This window comes from Rhodospirillales bacterium (assembly GCA_016699855.1).
GTDB lineage: Bacteria > Pseudomonadota > Alphaproteobacteria > Reyranellales > Reyranellaceae.
In genome coordinates this window covers 3,039,861-3,057,820 of sequence record CP064988.1, presented here as the reverse complement: position 1 = coordinate 3,057,820, position 17,960 = coordinate 3,039,861, and the positions used below count along the sequence as shown (strand labels likewise).

Below are 17,960 nucleotides of genomic sequence, written 5' to 3'. Positions count from 1 at the left end.
GGCGAGCAGCTCCGACGAGCCAGCCGTCAGCGCAGCATTCCCGTCGCAGGCGCATGCGCCGAACGACGCGGGGTGGTATCCTGCGGCCCTCCTCAATTCCGACGAGGTGACGGGATGACCACATCCCTGAAGCGGCGGGCGTTCACGGCGCTGCTTGGCGGCGCGGCGGCGTGGCCGCTCCTCGCGCGCGCGCAGCCCTCGGGACCGACGCAGCGGACGGAGATGATCCCCGTCGTCATCGACGGCGAGTCCGTCCGCCTGTCCACGCGGATACACCGGCCGGCCGGCGCCGGTCCGTTTCCGACCCTGATCTTCCACCACGGCTCGACCGGGCGCGGCGACGATCCGTCGTTGTTCCGCCGGCCCTACGATCCCGAACAGCTGAGCGCGTGGTTCACGGCGCGGGGATGGGCCGTCGCGCTGCCGTCGCGGCGCGGCCGCGGCGGCTCGGAGGGCTTGTACGACGAGGGCTTCGGCCAGCCGCGCGACAAGGGCTACGCGTGCGAGGAGACGCTGTCGGTGCCGGGCGCCGAGCGGGCGCTGCGGGACATCGACGCGGCGACGACCGCGGTGCTGGCGATGCCGTTCGTGGACCGGCGCCAGGTCGTGGTCGGCGGGCAGTCGCGCGGCGGCATCCTCGCCATCGCCTGGAGCGGCCGGCGGCCGGAAATCCCGCGCGCGACGATCAACTTCGTCGGCGGCTGGATGGGCGCGGGATGCGCGCAGGCCGCGGCGATCAACCAGCGGATCTTCCGGCTCGGCGGGAGCTTCCCGCGCGAGACGCTCTGGCTCTACGGCGACAAGGACTCGTTCTATCCGCTCGCCCACAGCCGCCGGAACTTCGAGGCGTTCAAGGCCGCCGGCGGGCGGGGTTCCTTCCACGAGTACCAGCCGGTCGCGGCCGGCGCCGGCCACCGGATCATCAATTCGCCGGAACTCTGGGGCGACACGTTGGAACGGTATCTGGCGGCGCAGGGCCTGCCGGTGGCGGCGCGGCGGTAGCCCGCGCGAGCGCGAGCGCGGCAGGCGCCCCCCTCACCTCCGGCGGAACTTCGTTCCGCCGTTCCTCTCCGCCGGTGGCGGCGAGGAACATGAGGGCGCGGCGTCGCGCCGCCGTCCTAGCGCCGCCGCAGATACAGGAACCAGTAGACGACGCCGACCAGGAGGCTGCCGCCGACCAGATTTCCGACGGTCGACACGGCGATGTTATGGAGCGCGGCGCCGGCGGTCAGGGCCGGATAGTCGGCGGCGCTGCGGCCGACCGCCGTCCAGAACTCCGGCGCGGCCCACGCCTTGATGGCGAGGCCGTAGGGCAGGAAGTAGAGGTTGGCGATGGAGTGCTCGAACCCGGCGGCGACGAAGGCGGCCACCGGCGGCACGATGACGGCGACCTTGCCGGCCGCCGTCCGCGCGCCGAACGCCATCCACACCGCGAGGCAGACCAGCACGTTGCAGAGGACGGCCAGGACGAACAGCTGCGCCGTCGGCAGGGCCGCCTTGGCCGACGCGATCGCCAGCGCGGTGCCGCCGACGGCGCCGCCGGCGAAGCCATGCTGCCCGGCGAGGAACACCATCGCGGCGGTGCCCGCCGCGCCGGCGATGTTGCCGAGGTAGACGAGCGACCACGCGCGCAGGAGCGCGCCCGGCGCGATCCGCCCGCTGGCGCAGGCCACGACCATCAGCGCGTCGCCGGTGAACAGCTCGGCGCCGCCCACGACCACCAGGATGAGGCCGAGGGAGAAGACCAGCCCGGCGAGGAGGCGCCCGACCCCCCAGGGCAGGTCGCCGGCCCCGGTCGCGACCACGGTCATGAACATCGCGCCGAACGCGATGAAGGCGCCGGCGAGGACACCGAGGACGAGGAGCGCGACGGCGTCGCGCGCCGCCTTGGCGGCGCCGGCGGCCTCGCAGGCCCGCGCGATCTCCGACGGCGGAAGCGGGTCGGCGCCGCCGGCCTCGCCGGGCGTTCCTTCACGCGTTTCGGTCATCGAGCCCCCGGCCGCCGCGCCGCGCGCGGACCTTCAATGCGTCGTCTGGAGCGGCGCCGGCGGACTCCGGCGCCGGTCCGGCGTCGCGGCGGCGCCGCGTCCTGTCGGCGGAGCGTGCGGAATCCGGGCGGCGGCCGCAACAGCCGCGCGACCGGCGCGAACGCCAACGGCGTCGGCGGGGTCGACCCGGTCGACGGGTGGCGGTCGCGGTGGCGGTGGCGGCGGCGGTCGCGGTGGCGGTGACGGTCGCGGTGGCGGTGGCGGTCGCGGTGACGGTCGCGGTGGCGGTGGCGGTGTCAGTGGCGGTGGCGGTCGCGGTCGCGGTGGCGGTCGCGGTCGCGGTGGCGGTGACGGTCGCGGTGGCGGTGGCGGTGTCAGTGACGGTCGCGGTGGCGGTGGCGGTGGCGGTGGCGAGGCTCCACTAGGACGGGTCCCGACCGGCGCCACGCTCCGGCGCGGGGCGCCGCGCCACGACAGCCGCGACGACAGCGAGCGCCGCCAGCGTCCCCAGCACCAGCAGCGAGGCGGTGTAGTCGCCGGTCGCGTCGCGCAGGATGCCCGACAAGAGAGGCCCGGCGGCCTGGGCCAGCACCTGCGCCGACAGCGCGACGCCGCGGATGGCGCCGTAGCTGCGGCGGCCGAAATAGTCGGCCCAGGCCAGCGGCAGCAGGGTCATCACGCCGCCGATCCCGGCGCCGAACAAGCCGCCGGCGAGGTAGGCGCCGGCGGCGTCGTGGACGGCCAGCAGCCCGAACGTGCCGACGGCCAGCGCGGCGGCCGAGGCGGCCATGGCGTGGCGCACCGGCCAGCGCCTGGGCAGGAAGCCGAGGCCGAAGGCGGCCAGCGCCGACAGCGAGGAGAACACCGCGACGACGCCGGCGGCGGCCATGGGCGAGAGCCCGCGCTCGATCAGGTGCGGCGCCTGGTGCAGGCTGACGCCGGCCTGCACGGGGAAGACCAGCACGGTGTAGAGCGTCAGCAGCCAGAAGGCCGGCGTGCGCATCGCCTCGCCGCGGGTGAAGGACGGCTCGGCCGCGGCGGCCGACGCGTCGGCGGCGGCGGCGCCGTCGGGCGTCAGGCCGACATCCTCGGGCCGGCGCACGATCAGCAGCCACACCGGCAGCAGGCCGACGATCAGCACCGTGGCGCCGACCGCCACCCACGCCGCGCGCCAGCCGCCGTCGCGCATGGCGAGCTGCGCCACCAGCGGCAGCGCCACCAGACCCGCGAGCTGGGCCAGCGAGGCGATCGAGTTCGCGAGCGCCCGGCGCGAGACGAACCAGGCGTTGAGCGCGCCGTAGAGGCCGAGATCGTAGGGCCCGGCCCAGACCATGCGCGCGAAGCAGAAGCCGAGATAGAAGGCGGGCAGCGTGGCGACCAGCGACAGGCCCATGCAGGCCAGCCCGACGCCGAGCACCGCCAGCGTCAGCACCAGGCGCGCGCCCCTTCGGTCGAGCACCGGGCCGAGCACCGGCGAGACCAGCGCCGCCAGCAGGCCGCCAAGCGAGACGGCGCCGGAGATCTCGGTGCGCGACCAACCCAGCTCGCTCGTCATGGGGGTGACGAAGATCGACAGCACCGCCACGGCCGGCCCCTGCCGCGCGAACCCCGCCAGGCACACGCAGCCCAGCACGACCCAGCAATAGTGGAACGGCAGCCGCGGGATCAGCAGCGTGGCGAGGAACGGGGGTCTCATCGGGGGATCATAGCGCGGCCGAAACGAAGCCAGCGGATTCTCCCATCTCAGGCGGCGACTTCATTCCCTCTCCGCCGCGCAGCGGGGGAGAGGGCGGGGCCCGCGCCGAAGGCGTGGGAGGGTGAGGTGGTCGTGGTGCGGTCCCTCGCGTCCCGCCTCGACGCACGTTGCACCTCCATCGACATCACGACCGGTACGGCGACCACCTCACCCCCGTCGTATCGGCTTCGCCGATACGGCGTTCCACCTCTTCGCGGCGGGTCCCCTCCCCGTCCCCCGCTGCGCGGCGGAGAGGGCACATGAAGACGGCGCGTCCACCGCCAGCAGCCGCTTCGCGGCGCGGGCCGCGGCGTCGATGTGGGCGCGGCCGCCGTGGACGAGGGTGAGCGAGATCGCGCCCTCCGACAGCAGCCAGATCTCACGCGCGCGCTCGCGCGCCGCCGCGACGCCGGCGCGCGCCAGCGTGTCGGCGAGATGGCCCTCGAGCATCGCCTTGTGGCGGCGCGCGATGGCGCGCGCGGGATGGCCGCGCAGATCGGCCAGCTCGATCACGAGGCGCGTGAAGCCCGACCCGGCCCAGCGCGGCGTGTCGGCCCACACCGCGAGATCGGCGAACAGCTTGTCGACGATGGCGTCGGGCGCGCCGTCGAGGCCGTGGCCGAAGGTGCGGAACGCCGCCAGCGCCAGCTCGTGCTGGGCCGCGAGCACGGCGGCGAGCAGCGCGTCCTTGCTGTCGAAATGGTGGTAGAGCGTGCGCTTGGTGAGCTTCGCCGCCGCCGCGATCTCGTCCATGCCGGCGCGCGTGAAGCCCTTGCGCCGGAACAGCCGGTAGCCGGCGTCGAGGATGCGTTGGCGCGTCGGCGCCGGGGACCGGGGCATGGGAACGCCTCGCCGCCAAAGTATACCCGGTAGTGAATGTACATCGGTCGCCCGCGGGTTTCGACTGCGCGTCCTGTCGGGAGCGGCGGGAGGCGGCGATGCGGTTCGAAGGGCTGACGTTCAGGTCGGTGACGGTGCGGGCGGTGGACGTGCCGCTGCGCCGGCCGGTGGTGTCCAAGGTCGGGCTGTTCGACCACTGGCCGGTGCTGTTGATCGACCTGCTGACCGAGGAGGGCATCACCGGGCGCGCCTATCTCGAGCCCTATCTCAAGGGCGCCGCCCGCTACATCGCGCCGGCGATCCGCGATCTGGCGGCGGCGCGCGCCGGCAAGCCGGTGCGCCCGATCGACGATTTCCGCGACGGGCTGAAATCGCTGAACCTCGTCGGCAACGAGGGCGTGTCGATGATCGCGGTGTCCGGCCTCGACATGGCGGCGTGGGACGCGCTGGCCAAGGCCACGGGGATGCCGCTGGCGGCGTTCCTCGGCGGCGCCACCGGCGAGGTGCCGGCCTACAACAGCAACGGGCTGTGGCTGACCGACGTGGGCGGTCTGCGCGACGAGGCCGCCGCGCTGGCGGCCGAGGGCGGCTTCACGGCGCTGAAGCTGCGGCTGGGCCGCGCGCGTCTGGCCGACGACCTCGCCGCCATCGCCGCCGTGCGCGCCGCCGCCGGCGACGAGGTCAAGCTGATGGTCGATTTCAACCAGGGCCTGACCCTGGGCGATGCGCTGCGGCGCTGCCACGCGCTCGACCGCGAGGGGCTGTACTGGTTCGAGGAGCCGGTCGCCTACACCGATCTCGCGGGCCACGCGCGGCTGACGCGCGAGCTCGCCACGCCGGTGCAGCTCGGCGAGAATTTCTACGGACCCCGCGCGCTGGCGCAGGCGCTGGCGGCCGGCGCCGGCGACCTCGCGATGCCCGACCTGATGCGCATCGGCGGCGTCACGGGCTGGCTGCGCGCGGCGGCGATCGCCGGCGCGGCGGGGATCGAGATGTCGAGCCATCTCTATCCCGAGTTCTCGGCGCACCTGCTGCGCGTGACGGAGAGCGCGCACTGGCTGGAGTGGCAGGACTGGGCCGATCCGATCGTCGCCGAGCCGTTCGCCGTCGCCGGGGGACGCGTCACGGTGCCCGACCGTCCCGGCGCCGGGCTTGAGTGGAACGAGGACGCGGTGCGGCGCTTCGCCTACGACATCTGAGACGGCGCCACAGGCCCCGCTTCGGACGCGCCGCGCGGCCCGCCGCGGGCCACGCGCTCTCCCGCCGTTCGCGGCGGAGAGGGAGAGAACGCCGGCCTCACTTCATCGGATCGAGCGGGGTGAAGGCGCGTTCGGTGATGGCCTGCGTCCACGCCCGCAGGGCGCGGGCGCCGCGCTCCGGCGGCTGGCCGGCGAAGCGCAGGACCACGACCGAGACCCAGACGGCGCCGGCCGAGGCGACCTTGGTCGAGACCACCGGGGCCGCGCCCTCGCCCGTCGAAAAAGCGGCGATCCGGCGCGCGATGGCGGCGTTGCCCTCGCGCGCGGCGATGGCGTCGCTGTGCAGCGTGGCGACCGCGGCGAACGCGTCCTTGTCGATGCGGCCGGACGCCAGCCACGCCGCCGCGAACAGCGGCATGGTCAGTCCCGCGGGCTGCGTCGGCGGCCGCTTGCCGGCCAGCACGGCGTCGAGCGCGGCGCGGTTGGCGGTCGCGCCCGCGAAGCTGGCGAGGCCGTAGAGCGCCGCCTGCTCGGCGACCGCGCCCTTGCCGACGGCCTCGCGCAGCGGCGGAATGGTGGCGGCCAGCGCCACGACCGCGGGATCGCGCTTGCCGTCGATCGCGGCGATGGCGGCGTGCATGGTCGGCCAGGCGCGGGTGACGACCGACGCGCCGTCGCGCGGCAGCACGCGCTGCGACAGGCCGAGATGGCCGCCGAACGGATCCGCGGGCTGGCGCCCGGCGATGTCCACCGCGTTGTCGTCGCCTTTCGCGAACACGGTGTGCCGGCCGAGCGTCTCGCGCGCGAAGCCGCGCCTCTCCAGCGCCGCGGCGATGCGCGGCGCGGAGCCGGGCGCGAACTCGACGTGGTGGAGGTTCTCCGGCGGCGCGCCGGTCTCGGTGTGGAACGTCATCGCCTCGAGCTTGACGCCGAACAGCTCCTCGAACTGCGGCGCACCGGCCGGTTCGCGCGCGACGGCGACCGCCATCGGCAGGCCACCGGGGTTGACCGCGACGACCGGCGGCACGCCGGTCTTCGCGGCGAAGACGCGCAGGTCGATGTGCGAGAGCAGCGCGCCGGGCTTGGCGAGGTCGATGGGCGGCGCCACGCGCATGAAGCGCTCCAGCGCGTCGAACGCCGCCGCCGGCGCGGCCGACGCGCTGGCGAGGACGGCCGCCACGGCGGCGGCGCGGTGCAGCGGTGTGGTCATCGTGCCTCCGGTGCGGGAACGCGGCGCCCCGACTCCGTCGGCGCGCGCCGCCGCGGTCGATACGCCGATGTCAGCCCGCCTTCTTGCGGATGTCGGCGGCGAAGACCAGGTCGACCTCGTAGGTCTCGTCGAACATCTTGTCGGGCCCGCCCGAGGTGACGCGGCCCTCGACGCGGTCGCCGGTGATCTTGAAATCCACCGTCTTGATCTTGCCCAGCACCGACACCGGCTTGCGCTTGAGCGCGTCGTGCGCCACCTGGCAGCCGAACACGCGGCCGTCGACCCGGTGCACCGAGATCGTCAGCGCGCTGCCGAACTTGCCGAAATCGGCGTCCCAGTCCGGCCGCTTCGAGGCGGAGTGGTCCTTCTCGGTCATCACGATGGTGATCGCGTCCTTGCCGGAGAACGGCTCGCGCGTCCAGGCGCTGACGAAGGCCATCTTCGCCTCCTTGCCGTTGCCGAGATACTTGCCGGAGAGCGTGTCGGCGGCGCGCGCGGGGACCGACAGGGTGGCGGCGCCGGCGGCGCCGAGGATGAAACTTCTACGGATCATGGCTCTCTCCAGATGGGACGGGCCGACGCAGGATAGCGGCTCCGCGCGGGGAAATCACATCGAGGGTCGTCGACCATCCGCGCGACGCCGTCTCGTCGACCCGGCCCGCCGATCCGTGCCATGGTCGCGGACACAGGCCGCGCCACGACGCGCGCCTCGGAGGATTTTGGATGCGACCGCTTTCCACGCTCGCCACCGTCGCCGTCGCCGCGGCGGCCGGCGCGGCATCGCCGGCACCGGCCGCCGCGCAGGCCGGCGCCGGCGCGCCCTACGGCGCGCGCGATCCGGTCGCGTGTCCATCCCTGACGCAGGCGCAGCCGCCGTCGCCGCAGCAGGCCGCCGTGCTGATCCGCTGCCGGCGCGAGACGGTCAATTCCGGCAGCGGCGAGTTGTGGCTGATGGAGGCGACGCGGGTCGAACTCGGCGGCGCCCAGCCGTTCGCGTCGCTGTACAACAGCGTCGCCATGCCCGGCGCCGACACGCGCGCGCCGGTCCATCCGGTGCGCGGGTCGTGGACCTGGGCCACCTGCATCTCGATGAAGGACGCCGGCCGCGGCGGCGCCGATCCGACGCTGAACTGCCGCGAGACCGACGTCGGCGGCGCCACCGGCGCGTGCTGGCGGACCACCGCCGGCGAATGGGCGTGCGCGATGAACGGCAGCTCGGGCGCGACCCGCAGGCCGACGCGCGCGCCGCGCTGAGCGCGGCCGGCCTAGGCGGCCCTGGCCAGCGGCGCCATCGTGTCGAGCGCGCGCAGGATGCCGTCGCGGTCGAGGTCGGGCACCGCCAGCAGCGCGCGGTCGATGCCGGCGGCGCGGTAGGAGTCCAGCGTCGCGGCGTCGGGCGGCGCGCCGAACACCGAGGTCGAGAGCGTCGCCGGATCGCGCTTGCCGGCCTCCGCCGCGCGACGCAGCCGGTCGAGCGCCGCCGCCGCGTCGAAGCCGCCGCGGGCGCGCGGGAACCAGCCGTCGCAGTATTCCACGACGCGCTTGAGCGTGTGGTCGGTCTCGCCGCCCAGCAGGATCGGCGGATGCGGCTTGCGCGCCGGCTTGGGGTAGCACCACACCGGATCGAAACTCACCATCTCGCCGTGGAACTCGGCCGCCTCCTGCGTCCACAGCGCCTTCATCGCCAGCACGCGCTCGCGCATCAGCTTGAAGCGCGTGGCATGGCGGGCGCCGTGGTTCTCCATCTCGTCGACGTTCCAGCCGCCGCCGATGCCGAACTCGAAGCGTCCGCCCGACAGCAGGTCGAGGCTGGCGACGCTCTTGGCGGTGACGATGGGATCGCGCTGCGGCAGCAGGCAGACGCCGGTGCCGAGCGTGAGGCGCTTCGTCGCCGCCGCCGCGAAGGACAGCGCCACGAACGGATCGTGGGTGTGGGCGTAGCGCTTGGGCAGCTCGCCGCCGCCGGGGAACGGCGTGCGCCGGCTGAGCGGGATGTGGGTGTGCTCGCACACGAACAGCGACTCGAAGCCGCGCGCCTCGAGCGCCGCGCCGAGCTCGCCCGGTTCGATCCCGTACTCGACGGGGAAGTAAAAGACGCCGACGCGCATCGCTTTTGATCTCCGGATGGTTCCGCGGCCGACGATAGCGCGCGGCGGCCGCGGCGTCCCGCCCGTCCGCGCCGCGTGGTGGATCGCGGCGATTGCCGGCGGCGCCGGTCCGGCTACGATGCGGCCGCCAGAATGGAGACCGTCGATGCGCGCCCTCGTCCTGTCGCTGACCGTGATCCTGCCGATCCTCGCCGCCGGCGCCGCCCGCGCGCAGGACGCCGGCCTCGCCAATCCCGAGTACCGCGCGCTGCACGAGGCCGGCACCAGGCTGCACCCCGACGTGAACCGAGCCGTCGACGCCTTCGCGTCGCGCCAGGAGAAGCCCACCGTCGAGCTGCTGGCGGCATACGAGGCGTTGCTGGCGCTCGGCGCGAAGGCGGCCGAGGCGATCGGCGCGGCCGACCGGGCGCTGGTCGGCCGCATCCAGCGCGGCCTCGTGCAGCGGGGCGGCGAGGCGCTGGCTGAGGCGCGCAAGGGTCTCGACGAGAACGACGCCGACAAGATCCGCCGCGGTCTCAACGGCATGAGCAACGCGTGGTCGATACCGCTCGCGTCCCACGCGCCGAAATAGGCCGGCGCGGCCCGCGCCGCGCGCGGCATGGCTGGGATACGCAATCGCGACAAGCCCGCGCTGTCGGCGCGAGTCCCGTTCGGATAGGCTCGGCGGCAACGAACGCTGGCGGGGAAACGCGGTGACGGAGCACAAGGGCGAGGTCGAGACCGGCTATTCATGGGTCCGGCTGGCGGCGGCGGTGACGCTGAGCGCGATCGGCGGCGTCGGCATGTGGTCGGTGGTGGTGGCGCTGCCGACGGTGCAGGCCGAGTTCGGCGCCGCGCGCGCCGGCGCGTCGCTGCCCTACACGCTGACCATGATCGGCTTCGCCTGCGGCGGGCTGCTGATCGGCCGCTTCGCCGACAAGCGCGGGATCATGCCGCCGCTGCTGCTGGGCACCGTGGCGCTCGGCCTCGGCTACATCGCCGCCGGGTTCTCGACCAGCCTGTGGATGTACGCGCTGGCGCATGGCGTGCTGATCGGCATGCTGGGCGCCTCGGCGACGTTCGGACCGCTGCTGGCCGACATCACGTACTGGTTCGACAAGCGGCGCGGCATCGCCGTGGCGCTGTGCGCGTCGGGCAACTACATCGCCGGCGCGACCTGGCCCAGCATCGTGCAGCACTTCATCGAGACGGCCGGCTGGCGCGCCACCCATATCGGCATCGGGATCTTCTGCCTCGTCTCGATGCCGCCGCTGATGCTGGCGCTACGCCGGCCGCGGCCGGCGCTGTCGCTGGCGACCACGGTGCCGGCGCCGGCCGCCGGCCGCACCGGACCCGGCCTCTCGCCCGGCGCGCTGCAGGCGCTGCTGTGCGTCGCGGGCGTGGCGTGCTGCGTGGCCATGTCGATGCCGCAGGTCCACATCGTCGCCTATTGCGGCGACCTCGGCTACGGCGTGGCGCGCGGCGCCGAGATGCTGTCGCTGATGCTGGCATGCGGCATCATCAGCCGTATCGCCTCGGGATTCGTGGCCGACCGCATCGGCGGTCTGGCGACGCTGTTCCTCGGCTCGCTGCTGCAGGGCGCCGCCCTGCTGATGTATCTCGGCTTCGACGGCATGTGGTCGCTGTACATCATCTCGGCGCTGTTCGGCCTGTTCCAGGGCGGCATCGTGCCGAGCTACGCCATCATCGTGCGCGAGTACTTCGCGCCCGGCGAGGCCGGCGCGCGGGTCGGCGCCGTGCTGATGGCGACCATGATCGGCATGGCGTTCGGCGGCTGGATCTCGGGCGCGATCTTCGACATGACCGGCAGCTACAAGGCGGCCTTCCTCAACGGCATGGCGTGGAACCTCGTCAACGCCGCCATCGTCGCCTGGCTGCTGATGCGCACCGGCGCCTTCCGCCGGACGCCGGCGGTGGCGGCGTAGCCGCTTCGTCGGCGTCGACCCTCGCGCCGCGGCATCCCGTGGCGCCGCGGGGCGGTGCGCGCGGACCGGCGCCGCGCGCCGCGACGATCTCCCCGCCAGCGTCGGCGCGCGGCTGGCGCGCCATCGGGGTGTCGCCGCGCCGCCGCCGGTGGCGGCAAGATCCTTCGACCGCCGCGCCGGCCGCCGGTGCCCGGGATGACATAGACACCCACCCGACGGACCCCCCATGCAGATCGCCCCCGCCGCCTACCTGCCGATCGTGATGCTGCTGGCGTCGAACGTGTTCATGACCCTGGCGTGGTACGGGCACCTGAAGTTCACCGACCGGCCGCTGTGGATCGTGGTCCTGGCGAGCTGGGGCATCGCCTTCGTCGAGTACTGCCTGGCGGTGCCGGCCAACCGCATCGGCCACGGCCACTACTCGGCGGCCGAGCTCAAGACCATTCAGGAGGTCGTCACCCTGCTGGTGTTCGCGGCGTTCTCGGTGCTGTACCTCAAGGAGGCGCTGACGTGGAACCACGCGGTCGGCTTCGGCTTCATCGCGCTGGGCGCGTTCTTCGTGTTCAAGGGCCCGCTGGGGTGAGCGCGGCGTTCGGTGCGCCAAGGCCCTCCTCCCGCCGGCCTGTCGTCATCCTGAGCAAGCGCCGAAGGCGCGCCGTCGAAGGATCTTTCGTGATCCAGCGTCGCAGGAGGATCCGTCGACTGCGGCGCTTCGCGCCTCCGCTCGGGATGACGATGGGAGCGTGGTGCGCGGTGCGTACCGCCGGTCCGTCGGTGCCGCGCCCTACTCCGCAGCGCGGAGATGCCTCTCGGCACGTCCCCTCTGTCATCCCGAGCGCAGCGAGGGATCCAGGGGCGGCGCCTGGATCCCTCGCTGCGCTCGGGATGACAGTAGCGGCCGCCCCCTACTCCGCCGCGTCGGGCTTCTTGTTGAGGATGGCGAAGCGGTCCTTGGGGTCCTTGGCGCGCGCCGCCGGTCCGTAGGTGCCGCGCTCGATGCGGCCGGGGATCGTCAGCATGTAGTTCTTGAAGGCGGTGTCGATCGCCTGGCGCTGGCCCTGGATGTCGAGCGTGTCGTTGACCGAGCTCTTGGCGATGCGCAGCGAGAACGCGTCGTGCACGGCGATGCGCCGCGCCAGCTCCATGGTCTCGCTCTCCAGCGAGGCGCGCGGCACGACGCGGTTGACCAGGCCCATTCGCTCGGCCTGCGCCGCCGTGAAGAACTCGCCGGTGAAGATGTACTCCTTGGTCTTGCGCGGGCCCAGATCCCACGGCATCGAGAAGTACTGCACGTGGGCGCCGCCCCAGCGGATGGCGCGATCGGCGAACAGCGCGTCCTCGCTGGCGATGATCAAATCGCAGGACGAGGCCAGCATCAGCCCGCCCATGATGCAGTAGCCCTGGACCTGCGCGATGGTCGGCTTGGGCACGTCGCGCCAGCGCATGGTGATGTCGAGGAAGAGGTGCGACAGCCGCTCGTACTCGCCGGCGAAGCCGGGGCCGACGGGGTTGAGCTTCGCGTCCTCCATCTCCTCCGGACTGCCGAGGTCGTGGCCGGCGGAGAAATGCTTGCCGGCGCCGGCGATGACGATGACCTTCACCTGGTCGTCGTCGGCGGCGCGCTTGAAGGCGGCGTCGAGCTCCTCGAGCATCACCCGGCTCTGCGCGTTGAGCGCGTGCGGGCGGTTCGTGGTGATGCGCAGCACCGAATCGAAGCGCTCCCACAGCAGCGTCTTGTAGTCCATGGCGTCCCTCCGCGACCTCGTGCCGGGCCGTCGCGGAACCGTAGCGCGGCGCCGCGCGGGCGCCCATGGCGAAACGCGATGGCTTCCATCCGGCGGGCGCGCGGGTCGCGAGACGCGAAAGAGGCGCCCGATAGGGCGCCTCTCGCGATGGATCGGTGCGGGCCGCGGCTACGGCGTCGAGCCGGGCGCCGACCAGCGCGGCGAGGCCTCGGCGGCCGGCGCGGCGGGCTTGCCGGAATCGGTGACGCCGGCGACCAGCGCCTCGACCGGGTTGCCGCCGGCGGTGAAGCCCGCCTCGACCAGCAGCTTGTCGATCACCGGCGAGTTGGCGCGGTAGGCCAGCAGCGCGTTGAGCAAGCCGTCGCTGGGCGAGCCGCCGCCCGTCCCGCCACCGGCCGCGGCGCGTCCGGGCAGGCCGCCGCCCATGTCGATGATGCGCACGTCGCCGATCTTCTCCAGCGGGCGGACGGCCTCGGCCAGCGCCAGCGGCACCACGCGCAGCCGCTCCTTGACGATCTCGAGATCGACCATGGCCTGCGACAGAGCGTTGCGCGCCTCGTTGATCTTGCGCTGGCCCTCGGCCTCGACGTCGTAGGTCTTCGCCTGGGCCTCGGCCTTGATCTTGGCGGCGTCGGCCTCGGCCTGCGCCTCGGTGCGCACGGCGATGGCGCGGTTCTCGGCCGCCTCGCGGTCGGCCTGGGCGGCGATCGTCACCTTGGCGGCGTCGCGCTCGGCCTGCTGCTTGGCGTCGATGACGGCGGCCTGCCGCTGGCGCTCGGCGATGGCGATCTGGCGGGCGGTCTCGACGCTCTCGGTGGCCGACGCCGCCAGCGCGCGCGCCTCCTCGGCCTTGGCGCGGGCCTCGCTCTCGGCCCGGCTCTTGTCGGCCACGGCGATGGCGCGCTCCTGGTCGGCGATCTCGATGTCGCGCTTCTTGCCGATCGCCAGCGTCTCGGCGTTGCGCTCGCTCTCGATCTCGCGCTGGCGGATGGCGAGGTCGGCCTCGATGCGCGTCGTCTCCTGCGCCTGCTTGGCGGTGGCGGTGCGCTGGGCGATCGCCTGCTCGGTGTCGATGCGCGCCTTCTCCTCGGCCTGGCGCGCCTCGGCCTCCTTCAGCGCGGCGGCGGCGCGGGTCTCGGCCGTCTTGTTGACGATGTCGCGCTGCTGGGTGAGCTCGGCCTCCTTCTTCTGCCGCTCGATCTCCAGCGTGCGCTGGCGCGCCTCGAGATCCTGCTGCGCGATGGTCACCTCGGTGCTGCGGACCGTCAGGTTCCGCTCCTGCCGCCGCGTCTCGGTGATCTTGGTCAGCGCCGTCAGGCCCTCGGCGTCGAACGCGTTGTTGGGGTTGAAGAACTTGGTGTCGGTCTGGTCGAGCTTGGTGAGCGAGGCGCTCTCCAGCTCGAGGCCGTTGAGCTCGAGGTCGCGGGCCACGGCGGTCTGCACCGACTGCACGAAGACGGCGCGCTGCTCCTGCAGCTCGGCCAGCGCCATGGTGGCGGCGACGCTGCGCAGCGCGTCGACGAACTTCGCCTCGATCAGCGCGCGCAGCAGCTCGGCGTCGTTGGTGCGGTCGCCCAGGGTCTGCGCCGCCAGCGCGATCGACGTGGCGTCGGGTTTGACGCGGACGTAGAACTCGACGCCGATGTCGGCGCGCATGCGGTCGCGGGTGATCATGGCGTCGGCGTTGTCGCGCCGCACCTCGAGCCGCAGCGTCTGCAGGTTCACCCAGGCGATGCTCTGGAACACCGGCAGCACGATCGAGCCGCCGTCGAGCACGACCTTCTGGCCGCCAAGGCCGGTGCGCACGTAGGCGCGGTCCTTCTCGGCGCGGGTGTAGAGGCGCGCGATCACCAGACCGATGGTGATCAGGGCGGCGACGGCGATCACCGCCGGGACGGCCAGCTGGAACAACGTCTCGATCATCTCTCGGACCTCCGATGGAGCCGCGGACGCGGCGGCGTCAGCCGCCGTTCTGGGGTTTGTCGTCGATCAGCCGCGGATCGGCCGGCGCCACCGCCAGCGCGCCGCCGCGGACCTCGACAACGAGGACGGAGGCGCCGGCCGGGATCACGTGCTCGGGATCGGCCGGCTCGACGCGGGGGAAATGCACGTTGCCGTGGCGGTCGGCGATGCGGGCGCGGGCCACGACGCCCTTGCGCACCGGGCCGACCGTGACGGTGCCGACCGAGCCCACGAGATCGCCGCCGCCCAGCGCGTAGGTCTCGTCGCGCGGCACGACCTTGGAGACCCCCTTCGACAGCCAGCGCGTCGACACCACGGCCGGCGCTACGACCAGCGCGACGGCGATCCATTTCGGGACCAGGTGGCCGGTGACGCCGACCAGGGTCTGGAGCGTGAAGCCGATGGCCGCGAAGGCCGCCAGCAGCAGCACGATCAGCACGAGGATCGGCACGCGTCCGGCGTTGATCCAGTCGAGCGCGGTGCCGAACATCGTCGGCGGCTTCTCGACATGGGCGTGGTCGATGGCGTGGTCGAGCTCGACGTGTCCGACGTCGAGATGGTGGCCGTCGTAGCCGACGGCGTGGTCGATCAAGGCCGAGAGCGGCTTGCCGATCAGGAGCGTGAACAGTTCGAGCGCCAGCAGCGCCAGCAGCGCGATGCCGGCGATCGTGAACGGCTCGACGTCCGGCCGGGTGAGGAAATCAAGCATCGCTCCCGCCACCTTGGCATCAGGACGCGCCGCCTTTCAAGCGCGCCAGCCGCGCCGCGACGGCCTCGCGGCGCGCCAGGTCGTTGAGCTCGTCGATCGCCTTGTGGTCGGTGGCGCCGGAATCGGCGGGCACGCCCGACATGCGGCCGATCACCGACTGGGCGCGCTCGACCTTGTCCAGCGCGCGGCCGACCCGCGTTTCACCGGCGCCGGCGCCCGGATCCGCCGCGCCCTCGCCGGAGGTGCGCGCCATGTCGGCCAGCCGCGATTCCGCCTCGCGCCGGCTGGCGCGCACCGCGTTCAGCGTCTGCTCGAACTGGTCGATGCGGTCCTGCGCGTCGGCCAGCAGGCGGTCGAGCACGCCGGTCTGCGCCTCGATGTCGATCTGGCGGGCGATGCCGGCCTCGGCGAGGTCGTCGCGGCCCTTCTGGACGGCGAGCCGGGCCTTGGTCTCGAGGTCGGCCAGCTCGCGCGCCAGCTCCTTGCGGCGCAGATCGAGCCGCGTGCGCTCGGCCATCGCCTTGCCCATCTCGCCGCGCACCTCGTCGGCGGCGGCGTCGATCTCGCGCAGCGCCTGCTCGAGCACGGCGCGCGGGTTGGCGCTCTCGGCCGCGCCGATGGCGGCGTGCGTCATGCCCGCGATCAGACGTCCGATGCGGGTCAGCGTGGTCTCGGTGGCCATGACCTTCTCCTCCTTCGCCAGACGGATCGACTCGCGATCCGATTCGACGCGCAATTCCCAACGGCCGCCCTCGACCGTCAGGCGGGCCGGCGCGCCGCCCGGCCAACGGTCGCCGTAGCCGGCGACCGCGAACGGCAGCACCACCCGCCCGTCGAGGGTCGAGATCGTGGCCGTCGATAGTCCCTTCACCGCGTAAAGCTTGTCGTCGAGCGGCACGCCCGGCGCGACCTGCCCCCGGCGCCGTGCCGCCCAGTCGTGCAGCGCCAAGGTGGTGAGCTGGGCCGGAAGCCCGGCCCGTTGGCGGGCACGCTCGTAGAAGGCGCGATGCAGCGCCACCCGGTCGGCGGAATGGTCGGCGGGAATGGTCGCGTCCAGCCACGCCGACAGGCCGGCATAGGCCTCGGCCAGCCGCGCCAGAGCGGCGGCGGCGGCCGGATCCGGCTGCAAACGCAGGATCGCGAAGCCTTTGTCCGGGATCGGGCGGGGTCTGAGCATGGTTAAGACTATAAAGCACTGCTTTAGTACTTTACAAGTGGGGACTCATGAATTTTGAGCGAGTGATCCCGGCGACCATCCCGTCATCCCGAGCGGAGCGAGGGATCTTTACGCGGCGCCAAGATCCCCCTGAGTTCACAAACGAGGCGCAACACCAGCTTAAGGTGTTGCCATGGGTACACGATACGACCACCTCGACCTCGACGAGCGGTGCGAGATTGCCCGCCTTCGACAAGCCGGCCAGTCGATCCGCCAGATCGCTGCAGCTGTGGATCGCGCGCCATCGACCATCTCGCGCGAGCTGAGGCGCAACAGCGGGACCACGGTCGGCTACAGGCCGGCCTACGCCCAGGAGCAGGCCCGCGCCCGGCGATGGACCGGCTCCCGCCTCGAACGCGACGCGGACCTGCGCGGCCTCGTCCTCGGGCGCCTCGCCCAGGGCTGGTCGCCCGAGCAGGTCGCCGGCCGCCTCGGACGCGAGCGCGCCGCCAGCATCAGCCACGAGAGCATCTACCGCTTCATCCACGCCCAGCGCCGTCGCACCAACGACGCCGCCTGGCGCAACTACCTGCCGCGCCGCAAGCACCGCCGCGGCCGGCTCGGACGGCGCAAACGCTCCGTCGACGATCTCATCAAGGGCCGCGTCCCCATCGATCTACGGCCCCCGGCGTCGACGGCCGCCGCACCTTCGGCCACTGGGAGGGCGACCTCATGTCGTTCGCCACGCCCGGCCGGACCATCCTCGTCGCCCACGAACGCAAGTCCCGTCTGGTCCTGGCGGCGCACCAGCCCGGCAAGCTCCCCGGACCCGTCGCCGAGCGGCTTCTCGCCTGGTTCCAGCGGCTCGATCCCCGCCTGCGACGCACCATCACCTTCGACAACGGCACGGAGTTCGCCCGCCACGGCTCGCTCGCCGACGCCCTCGGCCTCCGCGCCTTCTTCTGCGACCCCCACAGCCCGTGGCAGAAGGGCGGCGTCGAGAACGCCATCGGACGCCTGCGCGGACGCTTGCCACGCAAGACCGACCTCGACACGATCACTCTCGACCGCCTCGACGCCGCGATTGCCGCCTACAACAACACGCCCCGCAAGTGCCTCGCCTTCAGGTCCCCGGCCGAGGTCTTCTTCGACAAACTGTTGCGCCTCGAATGTGAATCCACACCCTCGCACCGCTGGGGATGACGGTGGTGGCGACGGCAATTCGCCTGTCGCGGCCTCGACCTCGGAGACGCACTGGCTCGCGGCCACGGGGTCAGGCCACGGGGTCAGGCCTGCAAAACGGCAAATTCCGGTCGGGCGGCGGCGCCGAAATTTGCCGTTTTGCAGGCCTGACCCCAAGCTCTAGGCTCGCGCGCGCATTTC

At 73.0% G+C, this 17,960-nt stretch carries 17 protein-coding genes and 1 pseudogene; 8 read left to right on the top strand and 10 right to left on the bottom strand.

Going from position 1 to position 17,960, the window contains the following annotated elements; all coding sequences use genetic code 11:
- The first annotated feature begins 114 nt into the window (after positions 1–114).
- Positions 115–1,002, top strand: coding sequence for an acetylxylan esterase (locus IPK81_14365; GenBank protein QQS10813.1), 888 nt, complete (start codon positions 115–117; stop codon positions 1,000–1,002).
- Between the two features lie 116 nt (positions 1,003–1,118).
- Here the strand turns inward: IPK81_14365 and IPK81_14360 are convergent, their stop codons facing one another.
- Positions 1,119–1,988 (bottom strand): formate/nitrite transporter family protein, encoded by an 870-nt coding sequence (locus IPK81_14360; GenBank protein QQS10812.1) that lies wholly within the window; start codon positions 1,986–1,988, stop codon positions 1,119–1,121.
- A gap of 197 nt (positions 1,989–2,185) precedes the next feature.
- On the opposite strand from IPK81_14360, the gene IPK81_14355 reads away from it, so the two are divergent.
- Entirely contained in the window at positions 2,186–2,413 is a 228-nt protein-coding gene (locus IPK81_14355) for a hypothetical protein (protein QQS10811.1), read from the top strand.
- Here the strand turns inward: IPK81_14355 and IPK81_14350 are convergent.
- Together IPK81_14350 and IPK81_14345 are read right to left on the bottom strand one after the other, a co-directional pair.
- A complete protein-coding gene (locus IPK81_14350; protein QQS10810.1) occupies positions 2,410–3,684 on the bottom strand; it encodes an MFS transporter in 1,275 nt (424 codons plus the stop codon). The two genes, IPK81_14355 and IPK81_14350, sit on opposite strands and share 4 nt — an antisense overlap.
- Positions 3,685–3,891: 207 nt before the next feature.
- Positions 3,892–4,563 (bottom strand): TetR/AcrR family transcriptional regulator, encoded by a 672-nt coding sequence (locus tag IPK81_14345; protein ID QQS10809.1) that lies wholly within the window; start codon positions 4,561–4,563, stop codon positions 3,892–3,894.
- Positions 4,564–4,661: 98 nt separating this feature from the next.
- Between IPK81_14345 and IPK81_14340 the strand changes: the two genes are divergently transcribed.
- On the top strand, positions 4,662–5,762 hold the full coding sequence (locus IPK81_14340; GenBank protein ID QQS10808.1) for a mandelate racemase: 1,101 nt from the start codon (positions 4,662–4,664) through the stop codon (positions 5,760–5,762).
- A 97-nt stretch (positions 5,763–5,859) separates the two neighbouring features.
- On the opposite strand, the gene IPK81_14335 is transcribed toward IPK81_14340, so the two are convergent.
- Positions 5,860–6,972: a hypothetical protein gene (locus IPK81_14335; protein ID QQS10807.1), complete on the bottom strand. Its 1,113-nt coding sequence runs from the start codon at positions 6,970–6,972 to the stop codon at positions 5,860–5,862.
- Positions 6,973–7,042: 70 nt separating this feature from the next.
- Positions 7,043–7,525 carry a hypothetical protein gene (locus IPK81_14330; protein ID QQS10806.1) on the bottom strand — a complete coding sequence of 161 codons (483 nt, stop codon included), beginning with the start codon at positions 7,523–7,525 and terminating at the stop codon, positions 7,043–7,045.
- A gap of 170 nt (positions 7,526–7,695) precedes the next feature.
- Between IPK81_14330 and IPK81_14325 the strand changes: the two genes are divergently transcribed.
- Entirely contained in the window at positions 7,696–8,226 is a 531-nt protein-coding gene (locus tag IPK81_14325; GenBank protein QQS10805.1) for a hypothetical protein, read from the top strand.
- Between the two features lie 11 nt (positions 8,227–8,237).
- On the opposite strand, the gene IPK81_14320 is transcribed toward IPK81_14325, so the two are convergent.
- Complete coding sequence (locus tag IPK81_14320) at positions 8,238–9,080, bottom strand: LLM class F420-dependent oxidoreductase (GenBank protein QQS10804.1); 843 nt, start codon at positions 9,078–9,080, stop codon at positions 8,238–8,240.
- A gap of 145 nt (positions 9,081–9,225) precedes the next feature.
- On the opposite strand from IPK81_14320, the gene IPK81_14315 reads away from it, so the two are divergent.
- The 3 genes from IPK81_14315 (at position 9,226) to IPK81_14305 (ending at position 11,588) form a co-directional block, all read left to right on the top strand.
- Positions 9,226–9,651, top strand: a complete 426-nt coding sequence (locus IPK81_14315; GenBank protein QQS10803.1) for a hypothetical protein — start codon at positions 9,226–9,228, stop codon at positions 9,649–9,651.
- Between the two features lie 211 nt (positions 9,652–9,862).
- Entirely contained in the window at positions 9,863–11,005 is a 1,143-nt protein-coding gene (locus IPK81_14310; GenBank protein ID QQS15117.1) for an MFS transporter, read from the top strand.
- A gap of 226 nt (positions 11,006–11,231) precedes the next feature.
- On the top strand, positions 11,232–11,588 hold the full coding sequence (locus IPK81_14305; protein ID QQS10802.1) for a DMT family protein: 357 nt from the start codon (positions 11,232–11,234) through the stop codon (positions 11,586–11,588).
- A gap of 322 nt (positions 11,589–11,910) precedes the next feature.
- Here the strand turns inward: IPK81_14305 and IPK81_14300 are convergent, their stop codons facing one another.
- From IPK81_14300 to IPK81_14285, 4 genes are all read right to left on the bottom strand, one after another.
- A complete protein-coding gene (locus IPK81_14300; GenBank protein QQS10801.1) occupies positions 11,911–12,750 on the bottom strand; it encodes an enoyl-CoA hydratase in 840 nt (279 codons plus the stop codon).
- 168 nt (positions 12,751–12,918) lie between these two features.
- Complete coding sequence (locus IPK81_14295) at positions 12,919–14,673, bottom strand: flotillin family protein (protein QQS10800.1); 1,755 nt, start codon at positions 14,671–14,673, stop codon at positions 12,919–12,921.
- A 37-nt stretch (positions 14,674–14,710) separates the two neighbouring features.
- Positions 14,711–15,421, bottom strand: coding sequence for a DUF1449 family protein (locus IPK81_14290; GenBank protein QQS10799.1), 711 nt, complete (start codon positions 15,419–15,421; stop codon positions 14,711–14,713).
- 19 nt (positions 15,422–15,440) lie between these two features.
- Positions 15,441–16,598: a PspA/IM30 family protein gene (locus IPK81_14285; GenBank protein ID QQS10798.1), complete on the bottom strand. Its 1,158-nt coding sequence runs from the start codon at positions 16,596–16,598 to the stop codon at positions 15,441–15,443.
- Between the two features lie 172 nt (positions 16,599–16,770).
- Between IPK81_14285 and IPK81_14280 the strand changes: the two are divergent.
- A pseudogene (locus IPK81_14280) lies at positions 16,771–17,780 on the top strand (IS30 family transposase).
- Positions 17,781–17,960: the final 180 nt, after the last annotated feature.

Excerpts from the sequence above, each read along its gene's own strand:
- IPK81_14365 (QQS10813.1), top strand. The coding sequence starts at position 115 with ATGACCACATCCCTGAAGCGGCGGGCGTTCACGGCGCTGCTTGGCGGC.
- IPK81_14360 (QQS10812.1), bottom strand. The coding sequence starts at position 1,988 with ATGACCGAAACGCGTGAAGGAACGCCCGGCGAGGCCGGCGGCGCCGAC.
- IPK81_14350 (QQS10810.1), bottom strand. The coding sequence starts at position 3,684 with ATGAGACCCCCGTTCCTCGCCACGCTGCTGATCCCGCGGCTGCCGTTC.
- IPK81_14345 (QQS10809.1), bottom strand. The coding sequence starts at position 4,563 with ATGCCCCGGTCCCCGGCGCCGACGCGCCAACGCATCCTCGACGCCGGC.
- IPK81_14340 (QQS10808.1), top strand. The coding sequence starts at position 4,662 with ATGCGGTTCGAAGGGCTGACGTTCAGGTCGGTGACGGTGCGGGCGGTG.
- IPK81_14335 (QQS10807.1), bottom strand. The coding sequence starts at position 6,972 with ATGACCACACCGCTGCACCGCGCCGCCGCCGTGGCGGCCGTCCTCGCC.
- IPK81_14330 (QQS10806.1), bottom strand. The coding sequence starts at position 7,525 with ATGATCCGTAGAAGTTTCATCCTCGGCGCCGCCGGCGCCGCCACCCTG.
- IPK81_14325 (QQS10805.1), top strand. The coding sequence starts at position 7,696 with ATGCGACCGCTTTCCACGCTCGCCACCGTCGCCGTCGCCGCGGCGGCC.
- IPK81_14320 (QQS10804.1), bottom strand. The coding sequence starts at position 9,080 with ATGCGCGTCGGCGTCTTTTACTTCCCCGTCGAGTACGGGATCGAACCG.
- IPK81_14315 (QQS10803.1), top strand. The coding sequence starts at position 9,226 with ATGCGCGCCCTCGTCCTGTCGCTGACCGTGATCCTGCCGATCCTCGCC.
- IPK81_14310 (QQS15117.1), top strand. The coding sequence starts at position 9,863 with ATGTGGTCGGTGGTGGTGGCGCTGCCGACGGTGCAGGCCGAGTTCGGC.
- IPK81_14305 (QQS10802.1), top strand. The coding sequence starts at position 11,232 with ATGCAGATCGCCCCCGCCGCCTACCTGCCGATCGTGATGCTGCTGGCG.
- IPK81_14300 (QQS10801.1), bottom strand. The coding sequence starts at position 12,750 with ATGGACTACAAGACGCTGCTGTGGGAGCGCTTCGATTCGGTGCTGCGC.
- IPK81_14295 (QQS10800.1), bottom strand. The coding sequence starts at position 14,673 with ATGATCGAGACGTTGTTCCAGCTGGCCGTCCCGGCGGTGATCGCCGTC.
- IPK81_14290 (QQS10799.1), bottom strand. The coding sequence starts at position 15,421 with ATGCTTGATTTCCTCACCCGGCCGGACGTCGAGCCGTTCACGATCGCC.
- IPK81_14285 (QQS10798.1), bottom strand. The coding sequence starts at position 16,598 with ATGCTCAGACCCCGCCCGATCCCGGACAAAGGCTTCGCGATCCTGCGT.